At 58.4% G+C, this 14,117-nt stretch carries 19 protein-coding genes; 7 read left to right on the top strand and 12 right to left on the bottom strand.

Features of this window, described 5'->3' with window-relative positions; translation table 11 throughout:
* Positions 1-14: 14 nt before the first annotated feature.
* On the bottom strand, positions 15-683 hold the full coding sequence (locus tag DYE40_RS02875) for a hypothetical protein (protein ID WP_115307646.1): 669 nt from the start codon (positions 681-683) through the stop codon (positions 15-17).
* Positions 684-867: 184 nt separating this feature from the next.
* Here DYE40_RS02875 and DYE40_RS02880 point away from each other — a divergent pair, with 184 nt between their 5' ends.
* The 4 genes from DYE40_RS02880 (at position 868) to DYE40_RS02900 (ending at position 2,714) form a co-directional block, all read left to right on the top strand.
* On the top strand, positions 868-1,389 hold the full coding sequence (locus DYE40_RS02880; protein WP_115307647.1) for a DUF2478 domain-containing protein: 522 nt from the start codon (positions 868-870) through the stop codon (positions 1,387-1,389).
* Positions 1,390-1,591: 202 nt separating this feature from the next.
* Entirely contained in the window at positions 1,592-1,906 is a 315-nt protein-coding gene (locus DYE40_RS02890; RefSeq protein WP_115307649.1) for a TroA family protein, read from the top strand.
* 152 nt (positions 1,907-2,058) lie between these two features.
* Positions 2,059-2,343, top strand: coding sequence for a type II toxin-antitoxin system HigB family toxin (locus DYE40_RS02895; RefSeq protein ID WP_115307650.1), 285 nt, complete (start codon positions 2,059-2,061; stop codon positions 2,341-2,343).
* A gap of 2 nt (positions 2,344-2,345) precedes the next feature.
* A complete protein-coding gene (locus DYE40_RS02900) occupies positions 2,346-2,714 on the top strand; it encodes a helix-turn-helix domain-containing protein (protein ID WP_115307651.1) in 369 nt (122 codons plus the stop codon).
* Between the two features lie 770 nt (positions 2,715-3,484).
* Here the strand turns inward: DYE40_RS02900 and waaA are convergent.
* Positions 3,485-4,735: a lipid IV(A) 3-deoxy-D-manno-octulosonic acid transferase gene (waaA, locus tag DYE40_RS02905; protein ID WP_115307652.1), complete on the bottom strand. Its 1,251-nt coding sequence runs from the start codon at positions 4,733-4,735 to the stop codon at positions 3,485-3,487.
* 155 nt (positions 4,736-4,890) lie between these two features.
* Between waaA and DYE40_RS02910 the strand changes: the two genes are divergently transcribed.
* Positions 4,891-5,955, top strand: coding sequence for an MBL fold metallo-hydrolase (locus DYE40_RS02910; protein ID WP_115307653.1), 1,065 nt, complete (start codon positions 4,891-4,893; stop codon positions 5,953-5,955).
* Positions 5,956-6,069: 114 nt separating this feature from the next.
* Here the strand turns inward: DYE40_RS02910 and DYE40_RS02915 are convergent, their stop codons facing one another.
* The 5 genes from DYE40_RS02915 to DYE40_RS02935 all read right to left on the bottom strand — a co-directional run bounded on the left by DYE40_RS02915 (position 6,070) and on the right by DYE40_RS02935 (position 10,043).
* On the bottom strand, positions 6,070-6,501 hold the full coding sequence (locus DYE40_RS02915; RefSeq protein WP_115307654.1) for a plastocyanin/azurin family copper-binding protein: 432 nt from the start codon (positions 6,499-6,501) through the stop codon (positions 6,070-6,072).
* Positions 6,502-6,545: 44 nt separating this feature from the next.
* Positions 6,546-7,328 (bottom strand): ABC transporter ATP-binding protein, encoded by a 783-nt coding sequence (locus DYE40_RS02920; protein ID WP_115307655.1) that lies wholly within the window; start codon positions 7,326-7,328, stop codon positions 6,546-6,548.
* A gap of 13 nt (positions 7,329-7,341) precedes the next feature.
* On the bottom strand, positions 7,342-8,379 hold the full coding sequence (locus DYE40_RS02925; protein WP_115307656.1) for a FecCD family ABC transporter permease: 1,038 nt from the start codon (positions 8,377-8,379) through the stop codon (positions 7,342-7,344).
* Between the two features lie 88 nt (positions 8,380-8,467).
* Entirely contained in the window at positions 8,468-9,580 is a 1,113-nt protein-coding gene (locus tag DYE40_RS02930; RefSeq protein ID WP_115307657.1) for an ABC transporter substrate-binding protein, read from the bottom strand.
* A gap of 253 nt (positions 9,581-9,833) precedes the next feature.
* Positions 9,834-10,043 (bottom strand): heavy-metal-associated domain-containing protein, encoded by a 210-nt coding sequence (locus tag DYE40_RS02935; protein WP_115307658.1) that lies wholly within the window; start codon positions 10,041-10,043, stop codon positions 9,834-9,836.
* A gap of 270 nt (positions 10,044-10,313) precedes the next feature.
* Here DYE40_RS02935 and hisI point away from each other — a divergent pair, with 270 nt between their 5' ends.
* Positions 10,314-10,715, top strand: coding sequence for a phosphoribosyl-AMP cyclohydrolase (hisI, locus tag DYE40_RS02940; protein WP_115308259.1), 402 nt, complete (start codon positions 10,314-10,316; stop codon positions 10,713-10,715).
* A gap of 64 nt (positions 10,716-10,779) precedes the next feature.
* Positions 10,780-11,103 (top strand): phosphoribosyl-ATP diphosphatase, encoded by a 324-nt coding sequence (locus tag DYE40_RS02945; RefSeq protein WP_115307659.1) that lies wholly within the window; start codon positions 10,780-10,782, stop codon positions 11,101-11,103.
* A gap of 59 nt (positions 11,104-11,162) precedes the next feature.
* Here the strand turns inward: DYE40_RS02945 and DYE40_RS02950 are convergent, their stop codons facing one another.
* The 5 genes from DYE40_RS02950 to DYE40_RS02965 all read right to left on the bottom strand — a co-directional run bounded on the left by DYE40_RS02950 (position 11,163) and on the right by DYE40_RS02965 (position 14,116).
* Entirely contained in the window at positions 11,163-11,978 is an 816-nt protein-coding gene (locus DYE40_RS02950; RefSeq protein WP_115307660.1) for a sulfite exporter TauE/SafE family protein, read from the bottom strand.
* Positions 11,979-12,259: 281 nt separating this feature from the next.
* A complete protein-coding gene (locus DYE40_RS02955; RefSeq protein ID WP_115307661.1) occupies positions 12,260-12,703 on the bottom strand; it encodes a hypothetical protein in 444 nt (147 codons plus the stop codon).
* A gap of 277 nt (positions 12,704-12,980) precedes the next feature.
* Entirely contained in the window at positions 12,981-13,232 is a 252-nt protein-coding gene (locus DYE40_RS02960) for a recombinase RecA (protein ID WP_115307662.1), read from the bottom strand.
* Between the two features lie 99 nt (positions 13,233-13,331).
* The gene (locus DYE40_RS12515; protein WP_172461194.1) at positions 13,332-13,487 is read right to left on the bottom strand and encodes a hypothetical protein; all 156 of its coding nucleotides are present in this window, start codon (positions 13,485-13,487) and stop codon (positions 13,332-13,334) included.
* A gap of 197 nt (positions 13,488-13,684) precedes the next feature.
* On the bottom strand, positions 13,685-14,116 hold the full coding sequence (locus tag DYE40_RS02965) for a nuclear transport factor 2 family protein (RefSeq protein ID WP_115307663.1): 432 nt from the start codon (positions 14,114-14,116) through the stop codon (positions 13,685-13,687).
* Position 14,117: the final 1 nt, after the last annotated feature.

The following is a 14,117-nucleotide window of genomic DNA, read 5'->3' on the forward strand; positions in this document are numbered from 1 at the left end:
GTGCGGAACGGGTATCAGCAGCCGCCGGATGCGGTCAGCGTATGTTTGGTTTCGTCAAATTCGATGATGCCGCCGCCGCAGCCGTCATAATTGGCCTGTGAGGCTTTGGGCAGACGTTTGCCGTTTTTGTCATACAGCACGGTTCTGGTGTTGTCGCTCACAAGCAGACCGCCGGGCATACCTCTGGACGGCACGGGCAGGCGGCGGCTGAGCTGGAGAAACCTGTTGTCGGCGAAAGTCAGAACAACTGCGCCGCCTTCGTATCCTCTGACGAAAGAAACCCTTGTCAGCGGATAACCGAGAAACTTGGCATTTCGCAGTATATAGGCCGTTTGGATGGAATAGCTTTCCCCATCCGCCGGAGTGCCGTTGGTTGTTTTGTTGGTTCTCAGCACGGCGGCTTTATATGGCGCGGTGTTCAGCGTATTTGCATCACATGGGCCGTTCAGTTCGGTAAAGCAGCGCAATGCGCCGCTGAAATCCACTGCACCGCGATTTCGCGGCAAGGCTTCTGCCTGCGCTCTGGCAATTAGAAAATCCAACGGTGTTTCTTCCAATGCGGGCGTACCGTCTGCCTGCGCCGTTGCCATCTGCACGTTTTTCTGATGCTGGAAATATACCACCGCACCGCCCATCACCACTGCCAACGCGGCAACCGCCGCCACAACTGTTTTCCGATTCATTGTTTACTCCCGAGAAATCAAGTGAAAAAATATGCTGTAAAATAAGGAGTTGATTTTACAGTAACAGAGGCCGTCTGAAAACCAAAAAGGCGGCCTGCAAACCCGTTATCCGTTTGCAGGCTGCCGCTGCCGCACCGAGGGCGCGTACCATCCCCCTTCGTCAAACACCCGAAAGGAGACGACCATGACCGAATTTTCCACCGCCGCCGTGGTTTACGACGGCGCAGGCGACGATGCCGCCACCGCCCTGTGGCAGGCTTTCCGCGCCGTGCAGGCCGACGGCATCCGCGCCGCCGGACTGCTCAACCCGCTTGACGCGCAAGGCCGCCATATCAAATCGCGGCTGGTGTCGGCCGCAGGCGGGCAAAGTTTTGAAATCTTCCAAAACCTCGGCAGCGGTTCGCAGGGCTGCAAACTCGACGGCGGCCTGCTCGCCGAAGCCGCCGCCGTGCTGCGCCGCGCCGCAGACGAAGGCGCGGACATCCTGTTTTTCAACAAATTCGGCCAGGCGGAAATCGAAAACCGCGGACTGAACGGCGAATACCTCGCCGCCGTTTCTGCCGGCATCCCGGTCATTACCGCCGTGTGCCGCAAATATCTGGACGGCTGGCGGCAGTTTTGCGGCGGCGAAGGGACAGAGCTGCCGCCTGATTCCCAAGCCGCCGCCGCATGGGCGCGGGCGGCCGTTCGGAAAGCACGGCCATGAAGCCGCTGAGCCGCCGCGGGCTGCTGCGCGGTCTTGCGGCCTGCTGCTCGCGGGCTGCGGCCGTCAGGCCGAAAGCGAAAAACCCGCCTCCGGTGCCGCATCCGAAGCCGCAGCGTCCGAACCGCAGCTTTTATACAGCTTCGGCCTGCCTGAAAACCCGCCGCCTTTCCGCCGCATCTATGCCGCCGGCCCGCCGGCCGAAGTGCTGCTGCACGCCCTCGCCCCCGAACGGATGATCAGTTGGACAACGCAGAAAAGCCCGCAGGCACTCGCCCTGCTCGGCGCGGCATCGCGCAGCCTGCCCGTAGTCGGCGGCATCAACGGACGCGGCCGCCCCGTGTCCGCAGAACAGCTGCTGTCCGCCCAAACCGATTTGATCGTTGATGCGGGACGGGTCGGCGGCAAGCTGCTCTCCACCGCCGAAACCACCTCCGCACGGCTCGGCGTACCCTATCTGCTGCTTGACGGCCGCCTCGCCCAGGCTCCCGCACAAATCCGTCTGCTGGGTTTGGCATAGGCAGAAAGAAGGCCGTCTGAAAACACAAAACGGATTTTCAGACGGCCTTTAATACAAACTCAACAACTATCAGGAAGCGGCAAAAACGCGGGGCGGTTTTATTTCCCAAAAAGGGAACCCGCCGCTATAATTCCCTAAAAGGGAAAGAGAAAATGCAGATATTAGGCAAACAGAAAATAAGCGCATTCATGGCAAAACACGCCGACAGCCGCCAATCTCTGGCAACATGGATTGCAGACGTAGAGCGGGAAAACTGGCAAACCCCGCATGACATCAAAGCCGTTTACCAAAGCGCGGATTTTTTGGCCGGCAACCGCGTTATCTTCAACATACGCGGCAATCATTACCGCCTGGTTGTCAAAGTGCGGTACAGCAATGGAATAGTAAAAATCGACTGGATAGGCACGCACGCCCAATACAGCAAAAAGGACTTTTGAGCATGGACACCGTAAAAATCATCAAAACCCCCGCCGACCATGAAGCCGCCCTTGCCCGCCTTGACGAGCTAATGGACACAGACCCCGCGCCAAACTCAGACGATGACATGGAAATGCAGGCATTGGCCGTCCTAATCGCCGCCTATGAAGACAAGCATTACAAAATCGACACAAGCAGCGTTACCCCGCTGGACATTATTTGTTTTCGCATGGAGCAAAACGGCCTAACCGCCAAAGACATGGCCGCGTATCTAGGCAGTCCGAGCAAAGTAAGCGAGGTATTGAGCGGAAAGCGTCCGTTAAGCCTTACCATGATAAAAAAGCTGCATCACGGTCTGAAAATCCCCGCTGATTTGCTGATACGGCTATAAGCCCCAAACCCAAACCCCAAACCGCCCCCGAAGGGCGGTTTTCCCATTTTCAGACGGCCAAAACCGAAAGACACCCCCTTACTAAGCATTTATAAGGTAACTTTTGGGGTAATTTTGAAATTTGGTATGGAAAAATAAAATATAAAACAATAAATTACAAAAAAGTACCGTAGACCCCGCAAACCGCGTGCGTCGCTGCGGCGACACACCCTACGCGGTAAGCCACAGCCTGCACGACATCGTAGGGTGTGTGGCTCTGCCACGCACACGCTCCCGACTTTCGGGAAATTAAGGCCGTCTGAAAACACAAAACGGATTTTTCAGACGGCCTTTGTGTCCGCACAGGGAGTGCGGCACCGCCATGTACCATTTGGCAAAGTTCGGACAACGGTAACGGCCAAACTGCAAACCGCGTGCGTCGCTGCGGCGGCACACCCTACGCGGTAAGCCACAGCCTGCTCGACATCGGTAGGTGTGTAGCTCTGCCACGCACGCGCTCCCGACTTTCGGGAAATTAAGGCCGTCTGAAAACACAAAACGGATTTTTCAGACGGCCTTTGTGTCCGCACAGGGAGTGCGGCACCGCCATGTACCATTTGGCAAAAATTCGGACAACGGTAACAGCCAGGCCTCAAACCGCGTGCGTCGCTGCGGCGACACACCCTACGCGGTAAGCCACAGCCTGCTCGACATCGTAGGGTGTGTGGCTCTGCCACGCACGCGCTCCCGACTTTCGGGAAATTAAGGCCGTCTGAAACCGTGTTGGGCGTTCAGACGGCCTCTGCAATCAAATCCGCCGTTTTTTCGCTTGCGCCGCGATGGCGGGCGACGAAGGCGGCGGCGTTGGCGGCAAACGATGTGCGCAGTGCGTCGTCGTCCAGCCATTCCTGCACCGTCCGCAGCCATTCGTCCGCATCGGCCACCTGCCGCGCCGCGCCGGCCGCCTGTGCTTCGGTGCAGGCTGCGGAAAAATTGTAGGTGGAAAAGCCGAACAGGACGGGCTTGCCGCAGGCGAGCGGCTCGATGATGTTTTGGCAGCCAGCGTCCACCAGGCTTCCGCCGACAAAGGCGGCATCGGCCATGGCGTAATAGGCGTAAAGCTCGCCCATGCTGTCGCCCAGCCATACCTGCGCGTCGCCGATTCCGCCGCCGCCGCTGCGCCGCCGTATGCGCAAACCGAGCGACAAGGCCGTCTGAAACACGGCATCGAAGCGTTCGGGATGGCGGGGAACGATGACCAGCAGGGCGTTGCCGCCGTATCTGCGCCATGCGTGCAGCAGCAGGGCGGCTTCGTCTTCCCCATGGTAAAAACGGGTGCTGCCGCACACGATGATTTTGCGTCCGCCCGCCTGTGCGCGGAACTGTGCGCCGAGTGCGAGCTGCGCCGGCGGCGGGGCAAGATCGTATTTGGTGTTGCCGCAAACTACGGGGCAGGCTGCACCGAGGCTTTTCAGACGGCCTGCATCGGCTTCGCTCTGTGCGTAGCAGCCGCGCAGCGATTGCAGCGCGGGGCGAACGAGGGCGGCGGCTCTGCGGTAGCCGCGCAGGGATTTTTCCGACAGCCGCGCGTTGGCGAGAAACAGGGGGACGTTTTCGCGGGCGCAGGCGGCGGCCAGATGCGGCCAGATTTCGGTTTCCATCAGCACGCCAAAGCGCGGGCGGTGTTCGGCGAGAAATCGGGCGGCGTATTCGGGCTTGTCGTAGGGCAGGTAGCGGCATTGCGCGTCGGGATACAGGCTTTCGGCGGCGGCGCGGCCGGTGGGGGTCATTTGGGTAAACAGCAGCGGCGCGTCGGGAAAACGGCGGCGCAGCGCGGCGGCCAGCGGGGCGGCGGCGCGGGTTTCGCCGACGGATACGGCGTGTATCCAAATCGGATGCCGTACCGGCGCGGGATGCGGCCGGCCGAAACGTTCGTCCCAATGTTCGAGATAGGCGGGATTGCCGCGTGCGCGGCGGCGCAGGTAGCGGCGGATAAGCGGCGGGGCGGCGCGCCAGAGTTGGCGGTAGATCCAAGCAAGCATAAAAAAGGCCGTCTGAAAAAAAAGCGTATTGTAGCTTTTCAGACGGCCTGCCGTCCGTTGCTATAATGCGCCCCTTTGCCGTCAGGCCGTCTGAAAACGGCCCGGCATCGCCCCGCCCCGCATCAGGCGGGCGGGCGCGGAATCTGTGAGACCGTATGAAACACAAAAAGAAAACCGCCTTCGCCGCTTTGGCTCTGGCCGCCGTTTGGTGGCAGTGGCCGGACCGTTATCCCGCCTATCCGGCCAGCGGACATTACAATCCCGACAGCGGAACTTTTTCCAACGCCGAGCCGCAAGCCGCGCCGACCGATCTGGTTTCCGCCATGTGGCAGATGCTGGTCGGGGAGGAATCCCGCCGTCCGCCCAAGCCGCTGCCCGCCGTCCGCCCCGACTGGGCGGCCTTTCTCGCCGCGCCCGAAGGCAAAAGCCGCTTTGTCTGGTTCGGCCATTCCACGCTGATGATGCGCATCGGCGGCCAAACGGTGATGACCGACCCCGTGTTCGGCGGCAGCGTGTCGCCCGTGCCGGTGATGATGCGCCGCTTCAGCCCGCCGCCCGCCGCCTTGGCCGAAGTGCCGACACCCGATGTGGTGCTGGTTTCGCACAGCCATTACGACCATCTCGAAAAAGCCAGTATCAAGGCTTTGGCCGCACGCGGCAGCCGCTTCGTCGTACCGCTCGGTTTGGGCGTGCTGCTGCGCAAATGGGGCGTGCCGCCGCAAAACATTACCGAACTCGACTGGTGGCAGAGCACCGAAACCGGCGGCATCCGCTACACCGCGCTGCCCGCCCGCCACGATTCCGGCCGCAGCCTGACCGACCACAACAAAAGCCTGTGGGCGGGCTTCGCCATCGAACACGGCGGGGAAAAATTCTATTTCCACGGCGATTCGGCAGAGGGAAAACATTTCGACGAAATCGCCCGCCGCTTTCGGGGCTTCGACATCGCCTTTATCGAAAACGGCCAATACAACGAACGCTGGCCGGACAACCACCTCTTCCCCGCACAAACCGCCGCCCTCGCCGCCAAGCTCGCGCCCAAACGCTTTATGCCGATACATTGGGGCGCGTATCCGATGGCGCTGCACACATGGAACGAACCCGTGCTGCAAAGCATTCCGGCGGCACGCAGGCTCGGTGTCCGCCCGCTCACGCCGCTGATGGGGCAGGTGTTCGACCGCGATACGGCCACGGAAGACTGGTTTGCCAAGCCGCTGTAAGGCCGTCTGAAAATACCCATGCGGCCGCGCCGTCCCGCATACGGCGCAGGCGGCAAAAAGGCCGTCTGAAAGATTGTTTTCAGACGGCCTTTTTGCGGCTTTGCCTGTACGGCCTTACTTGACCTGCTCCATGTATTTTTTCAGACGGCCTTTGTTCTGCATGGCGCGTTTTTCCAGCTCGTCCGCCACGGCCTGCGCCTGGGTTTTGTTGACGGGTTTGCCCACTTGGATCACGCCGCTCATATTCATCATGCGGTGCGGCGGGCAGACATAGACATATACGCCTTCTTTGTCGAGCTTGACGGTGAAGTCTTTGCCGTCTTCGGACAGGAAGTCGGCCGCGCCTTCGGGCAGGGCTTTGCTCTGCACCCAGTGGCCGCCGTGGGTGGCTTTGAAGGTTACGGTGTCGCCGGGCTGGGCTTTGAGGTAGCCCGGTTCGAATACCATGCCGCCTTCTTTGCCCGTGTCGAGCATTTTGACTTCGTGGTTGGCTGCGAATGCGCCTGCGGATGCGGCAAGCATGAATGCGAGGAGGGTTTTTTTCACGGATTTTCCTTTCGTGTCAGATAAAAACAATTAAAAAATATTTTTCAGACGGCCTCTGTATCCCGTTTGCGCCGCATAGGGCGGATAACGGGCATACCGCTGCTGTCGTACAGCAATTCGATGCTGACTTTGTACAAATCGGCGATAACGCCGGCATCCAGCACTTCCTGCGGCTTCCCTTCGGCTCTGACTTTGCCGCCGCCCAGCAGAATCACGCTGTCGCAGAATTGGGCGGCGAGGCTCAAATCGTGCAGCACCATCAGGGTAACGAGGTTGTGTTCGTGGGTGTAGGAAACCACGCGCTCCAAAAGATTGAGCTGGTGGTGCATATCCAACGCGCTTACCGGCTCGTCGAGCATCAGGATTTCGGGGCGGCGCAGCATGACTTGGGCAAACATGACAAGCTGCCGCTGGCCGCCGCTCAGACGCATTACGTCGCGGTGCGCCAGATGGCCGATGCCCAGCTCGGCCATAATGCCGGCGGCTTCGTGCAGCAGCTCGTCGCCGACGTGCATATGCAGCGCGTCCATGCGGCCGAGCAGCACGACTTCCAGCGCGGTGAGCGAGGCTTCGGCAGCAGTGTCCTGCGGCATATAGCCGATGCGTTTGCGCCAGTGCTGCAAATGGATTTTGCTCAATACTTCACCGCCGTAGCTGATGCGGCCTTTGTGCGCCACTTCTCCGAAGATGGTTTTCATCAGCGAGGATTTGCCTGTGCCGTTGGGCCCGAGTATCGAATAGACTTTGCCGTTTTCCAGCATGAGGCTGATGTCGTCGGCCACGGTGTAATCGCCGCGTCTGACGCGGATATTTTCAAGTTTCAGCATGGTTCAGACGGCCTCATCGCTTGGTTAGCACAATCCAAAAGAAAAACGGTACGCCGACGAAAGACGTAACGATGCCCACGGGAAACAGCGCGCCGGGAATAATCACTTTCGACAACACGCTGGACACCGACAAAAACGCCGCGCCCGCCAGCATCGCGCCGGGCAGGAAGAAGCGTTGGTCTTCGCCCAACAGAATGCGGGCGACGTGCGGCGCAACCAGGCCGATAAAGCCGATCACGCCGACAAAGCTGATGGCGGTGGCGGTCATCACGGCCACCAGAACCAGCGTTTTCAGGCGCAGCATCTGCAAATTGATGCCCAAGCCGTTGGCGCGTTCCTCGCCCAGCCGCAGCGCGGTGAGCTTCCACACGTCCCGCGAGAGCAGCACAACGCATACGGCGGTAACGGCGGCGGTAATGCTCACGCTCTGCCAAGTGGCCTTGGTCAGGCTGCCGAAAAGCCAGAACAGAATCTGCTGCGAAATTTCGGGCGCGGCAATAAACTGGATCAGCGACAAAATCGATTGGAACAGAAACAGCAGCGCAATCCCCACCAGCACCAGCATCGCCGAATTAAACCGCCGCGCCGAGGCAAACAGAAACAAAATGCCCGAAGCAATCATGGTCATCACAAACGCGCCGACGGGCACGGCAAACGCTTCGGGCATACCGAAGCCGCCGAAGGCAATCACCACCGACGCGCCCAAGCCCGCCGCCGCCGCCAGGCCGAGCGTGTAGGGGCTGGCCATCGGATTGTTGAGCAGGGTTTGGATTTCCGCCCCGCCCACGCCCAAAGCCGCACCCGTTACCAGAGCCATCACGGCCATCGGCAGGCGCAGGTCGTAAACGATCACGCTGCTCATTTTGTCCGCGCCCTCCATGTCCAAAAGCGATTTGACCACTTCGGACACGGGCAGCATCGAGGGGCCGGTGGCGATGTCGAGCACGAAGCTCAATACGCCGACAATCAGAAACGACAAAACAACGAACCAGCGTTTGCGCTCGAGCGCACGCTGGTTTTTCACTATCTCGGCAACAACCGAATCATTCATACTGCGCAACTTTCATAGAACGGATGGACGGATAAGTTTTCAGACGGCCTTTTTTGGCAAAAGGCCGTCTGAAATCCTGCTTCAAGCCTTATTTGGCTTTCGGATACAGATAGAAGGTGCCGTTGGGTACGACCGGCAGGTTCTGGCGGTAGAAATCCGTATAGGTTTTTTCCGGATTCAGGTCTTTGAAGAGTTCGGGGTAAACCGCTTTGGCGACAAACTGCACCGACGCGCCGTCGGACAAGGTGCGCGAATTGGCGTGGTATGCGCCGTAGAGGCGGTTGTTTTTGATTGCGGGCAGGTTGTTCCAGCCCGGACGTTTGGCAAAGCCCGCCAGACGCTGTTCGGCTTCGGTTTTGGCAATATCCCAGCCCAACACCATCGCGCTCGGGTTTTTCTTCAATTCGGTTTCGCGGCCGGTGATGATGATGACATCAGGTTTGGCAGCCAGCACTTTTTCCGGATTTACCGGGCTGTAAAACTCAACGAAAGGCGCGGAAATATTGTTGCCGCCCACCTGCGCGATCATCGCGCCCCACATGCTCTTGCCGAAGGTTACGCTGTGTTCGGCCGGGCCTTTGTTGCCAAACTCGATATACACTTTGGGCTTGGCCGGATTGGCTTTTTTCACACGCGCCTGAATGGTGTCCACAATGCGTTTGTAGTCGGCGGCGAGTTTGTCGGCTTTCTGCTGCTGGCCGGTAATCGCGCCGATGAGCTTGGTGGACTGGACGTGTTTGGCAACCGTTTGCGCATTGTAGTCCAACACGATAATCGGAATGCCCGCTTTGGTGATGCGGTCGAGGTCGGAGCCCAGAGCCTGATACTGCCAGTCGGCCAGCACCAGCAAATCCGGTTTCAGCGACAGCACTTTTTCCACCGAGAACGTACCGACTTCCACTTCGCCCACGTCGGCGAGCTGGTTCAGCTTCGGCACGGCTTTGCTGAATGCCGTCCAGCTTGTCGGCGCCCAGTCCGACCACACCGCTTTGGAGAAGCCAACGACATTGTCCAGCGCGTTTTTGCCGCCTACGGCCATGTAGTCCTGATAATAAAAGCCCAGCACCACGCGTTTGGCAGGCAGGTCGGCGGTAACTTTGCGGCCGGCCACGTCGGTAATCTGCACCGGCTTGGCATAAACGGAAGCCGCGCCCAAAGACAGGGCAGCGGCCAGTGCGAGGGAGGAGAAATGTAATTTCATTAACTTATTTTCCTTTTTTTTCGGTTGTGTGAAAAAATTATCGTTTTTTTAATCTATCTTAAAATCAGCGATACTTCAAGAAAAATAAAACAAAATTCTACAACTTCTCCTTACAGAATCCATATCCCCCCGTCGTAAAAAGGAATTTTCCTACAACAATCCGTCATATCGGCGAGAGATTGCCGATATGGCGGATTGTTGCCAGGCCGTCTGAAAGCTGCCTTTCAGACGGCCTGCGGCAGGAGGCGGAATATCAGAGCGACACATCATAGCCGCCGTCTTCCACCGCCTCGGCCAGCGCGGCAGGGTCGGTGGCGGCGGGGTCGTAGGAAACGACGGCTTTGTTCTCTTCCAGACTGACGCGCACCGACTCCACGCCTGCCACTCCTTCGAGTATGCGGCTGACGCTCTTGACGCAGCCGCCGCAGGTCATGCCGCCGATATTGAGGGTTACGGTTTCCATTTTTCTGCCTTTCGTTGCTGTTGTTCGGGGACGCAACTATACGCCCGAATACGGGGGCGGACGCAACCGATAATAGCGGAACAAAATAAAATCCTGCATCCTTGCCGTGCCGCCCGCACCATCTGCGGCCCGGCATTTTTGCCGTTTTGGCCCACGATGCTTGCGCCGCCCGGCCGTGTTTTTGCCTGCCGCCGTTGTTGTTCCGCCGCGAAGAATGCGAAAATCGCGCTTTTCGGCGCAGAGGCCGTCTGAAAACGCATGGGAGGACAAATGGACGAAGCGGTATTGCAGGGCGTGAAGTTTGACGGAAACGGGCTGGTATGCGCGGTGGCGCAGGACTGGCGCAGCAAACGGGTGCTGATGGTGGCGTGGATGAACGCCGAGGCTCTGGCGCAAACCGCCGCCACGGGCTACGCGCACTATTACAGCCGCTCGCGGCGCAGGCAGTGGATGAAGGGCGAAGCGTCCGGCCACACGCAGCGGGTGCGCGAGCTGCGGCTCGACTGCGACGGCGACGCGGTGGTCATGCTGGTGGAACAAAACGGCGGCATCGCCTGCCACACCGGACGGGAAAGCTGCTTTTACCAAGTGTGGCGCGACGGCGGCTGGCACACCGCCGACCCTGTGTTGAAAGACGAAGCGGAAATCTACGGCCATAGCGGCGGAAAATAGCGGCCGGCCGCAAATCCGTTTTTCAGACGGCCGCAAACACCATTCCAATTAAGGAACAAACAAAATGAACACAGATATTTTCAAATCCGTACAAGACATTATCGACTCGCGCAAAGGCGCGGATCCCGACACCTCATATGTGGCGCGGCTCTTTGCCCAAGGCGGCGACAAAATCCTGAAAAAGGTCATCGAAGAGGCGGGCGAAGTGCTGATGGCGGCGAAAGACGGCGACAAGGCGCATTTGGTGTACGAAATGGCCGATTTGTGGTTTCACTGCATGGTGCTGCTTTCCGAGCACGGCCTGCGGGCGGAAAACGTGGCAGAAGAGCTGGCACGGCGGCAGGGCCTGTCGGGGCTGGCGGAAAAAGCGGCGCGGGCGGCGGATTAGGCCGGATGGCAGAAAGGCCGTCTGAAAACAGCTTTTCAGACGGCCTTTCCTTTTGCCCCCTACCCTGCCTGCACAATCTTCCATGTCATCCGCAAGGCAATCAGCAGCAGCAGAATACCGAAGCCCTGCTTCAAACGGGCGGCGGGCAGACGGTGGGAAATCCGCACGCCGAGCGGCGCACCCGCCAGCGTTGCCGCCGCCAGCACCGCCACGGCAGGCAGATAGATAAAACCCGCCGATCCTGCGGGCAGCCCCGCCATGCCGCTGCCCGCATACCAATAGCCCGCCGCGCCCGCCAAGGCGATCGGCCAGCCCAAAGCCGACGAAGTACCGATGGCGCGGTGTACCGGCACATTGCAAAAGGTCAGGAACGGCACGGTCAGCGAGCCGCCGCCTATCCCGATCCAGCTCGACAGAATGCCGATCAGCGAACCCGCGCCAAACAGAGGGCCGCTTTTGGGAAGCTGCCGCGTCGGCACAGACTTCACACCCGCCAGCGAGCGCACCGCGATCACGGTAACAAACAGCACGAAAAACACCTGCAAGCCCTTGTTCGGCAGATAGCGCGACACCAGCGCACCCGCCGCCACGCCGAGCAGCACGCCCGGAATCATGCTTTTGAGCACCTGCCAGTCCACCGCGTCTTTGTTGTGCTGCGCATACGCGCTGGAAAAAGAGGTAAACACCATCACGGCAAACGAAGTCCCCACCGCCGTATGCTGCGCGTAGGCAAACTGCTCCACGCCCTGCATCTGCAACACCCACAACACCAGCGGCACCAGAATCGTACCGCCGCCCACGCCGAATATTCCCGCAATCACGCCCGCGAGCAGGCCTACTGCCAGCATCACCGGCACGGTTTCCAAAGCCAACATTGTTTTTCTCCTTTCTTCTTCCTACTGCCTACACCCTCTCCTGCGCTTGCGCGGGGGAGGGTTGGGGTGGGGGGTGCTGTTTCGGCAGAAACAGATTTTTCGGGCGCGACGGCGTTCCGCCGCCATGACAAACCCCCGTTTCCGTGTTTCAGCTTCGCTGAAATCCACTTCGTTTATTTTCAGACGGCCTGTTCATCATAATTCTTCAAACCCTGTTTCAGGCTGCCTATTCTATAACAGGCCGTCTGAAACTGCGTTTACGCGCTTGATACACTACTGCCCTACTGCGGCGCATCATCGCGCCAATCGGCAAAGTCAAACGACAACACCATTTTCGCCGACAGTGCGGCAAAACTGTTTGCAATACGCTCAAAAAACAAGTCGCTATACATGATCCATACGCTGCCGTCGTGTACATTGATAAACAAATCCCCCTCGTTCCCGCTGCCGATGACCAAGCCGTGCCGCACTTCTTCCTCGCCCAACTTGGGCGAATCGCAGTCAAATTCCAACGGTTTGAAAAAATCTACCGTCTGCAAAAAGGCATAACGCGGCAGTTTGCCCAGATAAATTTGCACGAGTTCCGCAGCGGGCAATAAGCTCAAATCAAACGTTGTGCCGTGCAAGGGATAATCGTAGCGGCGTTCTGCCGCAAGGCTTTGGGCGAATGCGCGGTAATCGGCGGGCACAGGGTAGCCGCAATAGATTTGGGGGAGGTTATTCATTTTGTATTCCTCTGCATACGCCCAAGGCTTCGCAAAACCCTGCTATATGCCCGGGCAGGTGTTTTTGCACTACCGCCAGCGCATCTTGCGACCATGCTGCGGAAAATGCGTAGCTTTCGTCATCTTGGATTGTCCGTCCGCTGCTCTCGTAGACGGTTTGTCATTCGCGCAACGCCGCCAGCGTTTGCATCAACCTTGCCAGGCTCGGGGCAACGGAGACGCGTTTTTCCGGCACGCCGTAACCCGCAGGCAGACGGAAAGTGGGTTTAACGAGCTTTCAGACGGCCTGTTCGTTTTGCTGCGCCTGCGCCCAAGCTACGGCAGCGGTAACCGCCGCGCGGGCTTGCGGGCTGTTTTTCCAGCAGCTTGAACCCGTTAATGCCGCACCCTGCTGCAAAATATCGGCCGGGTCTGCGGCGGCGAGTTTGGACACGTCGTCCAAGCCCATCTGCTGCAAACGCTGCAACACGGTTTTGCCCACGCCTTTTACGGCAAGCAGGCCGGCGGTTTGGGTTTCGGTGAACGCCATAATGTTTCCTTTCTGATAACGGTAAGGCCGTCTGAAACGTCTAAAACAGGCTTTCAGGCTGCCTGAATGAATGGATTAAATGAACCGTCCTGCTTCGTTTTAGCCCAACACATCGCTGACGAAGTATTGCACCACTTCGGTTAAATCAAGTGCCACATAGTCTTTGGTGTGGGTTTCGTCAAAATGCTGCTTGAAGGCGGCTTCGTCATCAAACCGCTCCCACGGATGCGTAGGTCGGATACTGGTATCCGACATCTGTATGTATTTCTAAAAAAGCCAACCTGTATCTAAGTCCATGCGTTTTGTCGGATTCAAGAATCCGACCTACAGCCAACTGTGCTCGGGTCTTTGAGCCGCAGTTCGGCGGTGATGTAGTAGCCTGATGTAAACATGGTGTTCTCCTGTGGTTGTTGCTTGGTAAATGAAATAGCTGTATTTGTACACGAATACCGCTACTTTTGGGCAAAGATGGCGACGCGCTCTTTATCGTCGCCTGCGTAATCGGGGTCGCCGTAGCAGTGGTAGCGGCTGATTTTGCCTTGGGTATTGAATTCAAAGACGTTGCAGAATTTGCCAAAGCTCACTTTATTATCGGGAAAGTCCTTGCCGCCTGTGGTCGTGCCGTATTCGGAGATTTCTACGGCGACACGGTTGTTTTCTGCGGTGTAGATGAATTTGTCCAAATCAAAGCCAAAGCGGCTGACGGCACTTTGCACGCGTTCGCCCAAGGTTTTAACGGCGGCATGTCCGTAGGCAAAACCGAATTTGGGATAGAAGATTTCTACGTCGTCGGCAAACAGGGCGAAGTATTCGTTGTCAAATTCGCCGAGATTGATTTTTTCGTAATAACGGCGGGCGTGTTGTTTGAAGGTGTTGTTGGGCATG

Origin of the sequence: Kingella potus (assembly GCF_900451175.1) — a bacterium.
In the GTDB taxonomy this organism is placed as follows: Bacteria; Pseudomonadota; Gammaproteobacteria; order Burkholderiales; family Neisseriaceae; genus Neisseria; species Neisseria potus.

Bases quoted from the DNA above. Each gene is read 5' to 3' on its own strand.
- DYE40_RS02875 (WP_115307646.1), bottom strand. From the start codon at position 683: ATGAATCGGAAAACAGTTGTGGCGGCGGTTGCCGCGTTGGCAGTGGTG.
- DYE40_RS02880 (WP_115307647.1), top strand. From the start codon at position 868: ATGACCGAATTTTCCACCGCCGCCGTGGTTTACGACGGCGCAGGCGAC.
- DYE40_RS02895 (WP_115307650.1), top strand. From the start codon at position 2,059: ATGCAGATATTAGGCAAACAGAAAATAAGCGCATTCATGGCAAAACAC.
- DYE40_RS02900 (WP_115307651.1), top strand. From the start codon at position 2,346: ATGGACACCGTAAAAATCATCAAAACCCCCGCCGACCATGAAGCCGCC.
- waaA (WP_115307652.1), bottom strand. From the start codon at position 4,735: ATGCTTGCTTGGATCTACCGCCAACTCTGGCGCGCCGCCCCGCCGCTT.
- DYE40_RS02910 (WP_115307653.1), top strand. From the start codon at position 4,891: ATGAAACACAAAAAGAAAACCGCCTTCGCCGCTTTGGCTCTGGCCGCC.
- DYE40_RS02920 (WP_115307655.1), bottom strand. From the start codon at position 7,328: ATGCTGAAACTTGAAAATATCCGCGTCAGACGCGGCGATTACACCGTG.
- DYE40_RS02925 (WP_115307656.1), bottom strand. From the start codon at position 8,379: ATGAATGATTCGGTTGTTGCCGAGATAGTGAAAAACCAGCGTGCGCTC.
- DYE40_RS02930 (WP_115307657.1), bottom strand. From the start codon at position 9,580: ATGAAATTACATTTCTCCTCCCTCGCACTGGCCGCTGCCCTGTCTTTG.
- DYE40_RS02935 (WP_115307658.1), bottom strand. From the start codon at position 10,043: ATGGAAACCGTAACCCTCAATATCGGCGGCATGACCTGCGGCGGCTGC.
- hisI (WP_115308259.1), top strand. From the start codon at position 10,314: ATGGACGAAGCGGTATTGCAGGGCGTGAAGTTTGACGGAAACGGGCTG.
- DYE40_RS02945 (WP_115307659.1), top strand. From the start codon at position 10,780: ATGAACACAGATATTTTCAAATCCGTACAAGACATTATCGACTCGCGC.
- DYE40_RS02950 (WP_115307660.1), bottom strand. From the start codon at position 11,978: ATGTTGGCTTTGGAAACCGTGCCGGTGATGCTGGCAGTAGGCCTGCTC.
- DYE40_RS02955 (WP_115307661.1), bottom strand. From the start codon at position 12,703: ATGAATAACCTCCCCCAAATCTATTGCGGCTACCCTGTGCCCGCCGAT.
- DYE40_RS02960 (WP_115307662.1), bottom strand. From the start codon at position 13,232: ATGGCGTTCACCGAAACCCAAACCGCCGGCCTGCTTGCCGTAAAAGGC.
- DYE40_RS12515 (WP_172461194.1), bottom strand. From the start codon at position 13,487: ATGTCGGATACCAGTATCCGACCTACGCATCCGTGGGAGCGGTTTGAT.
- DYE40_RS02965 (WP_115307663.1), bottom strand. From the start codon at position 14,116: ATGCCCAACAACACCTTCAAACAACACGCCCGCCGTTATTACGAAAAA.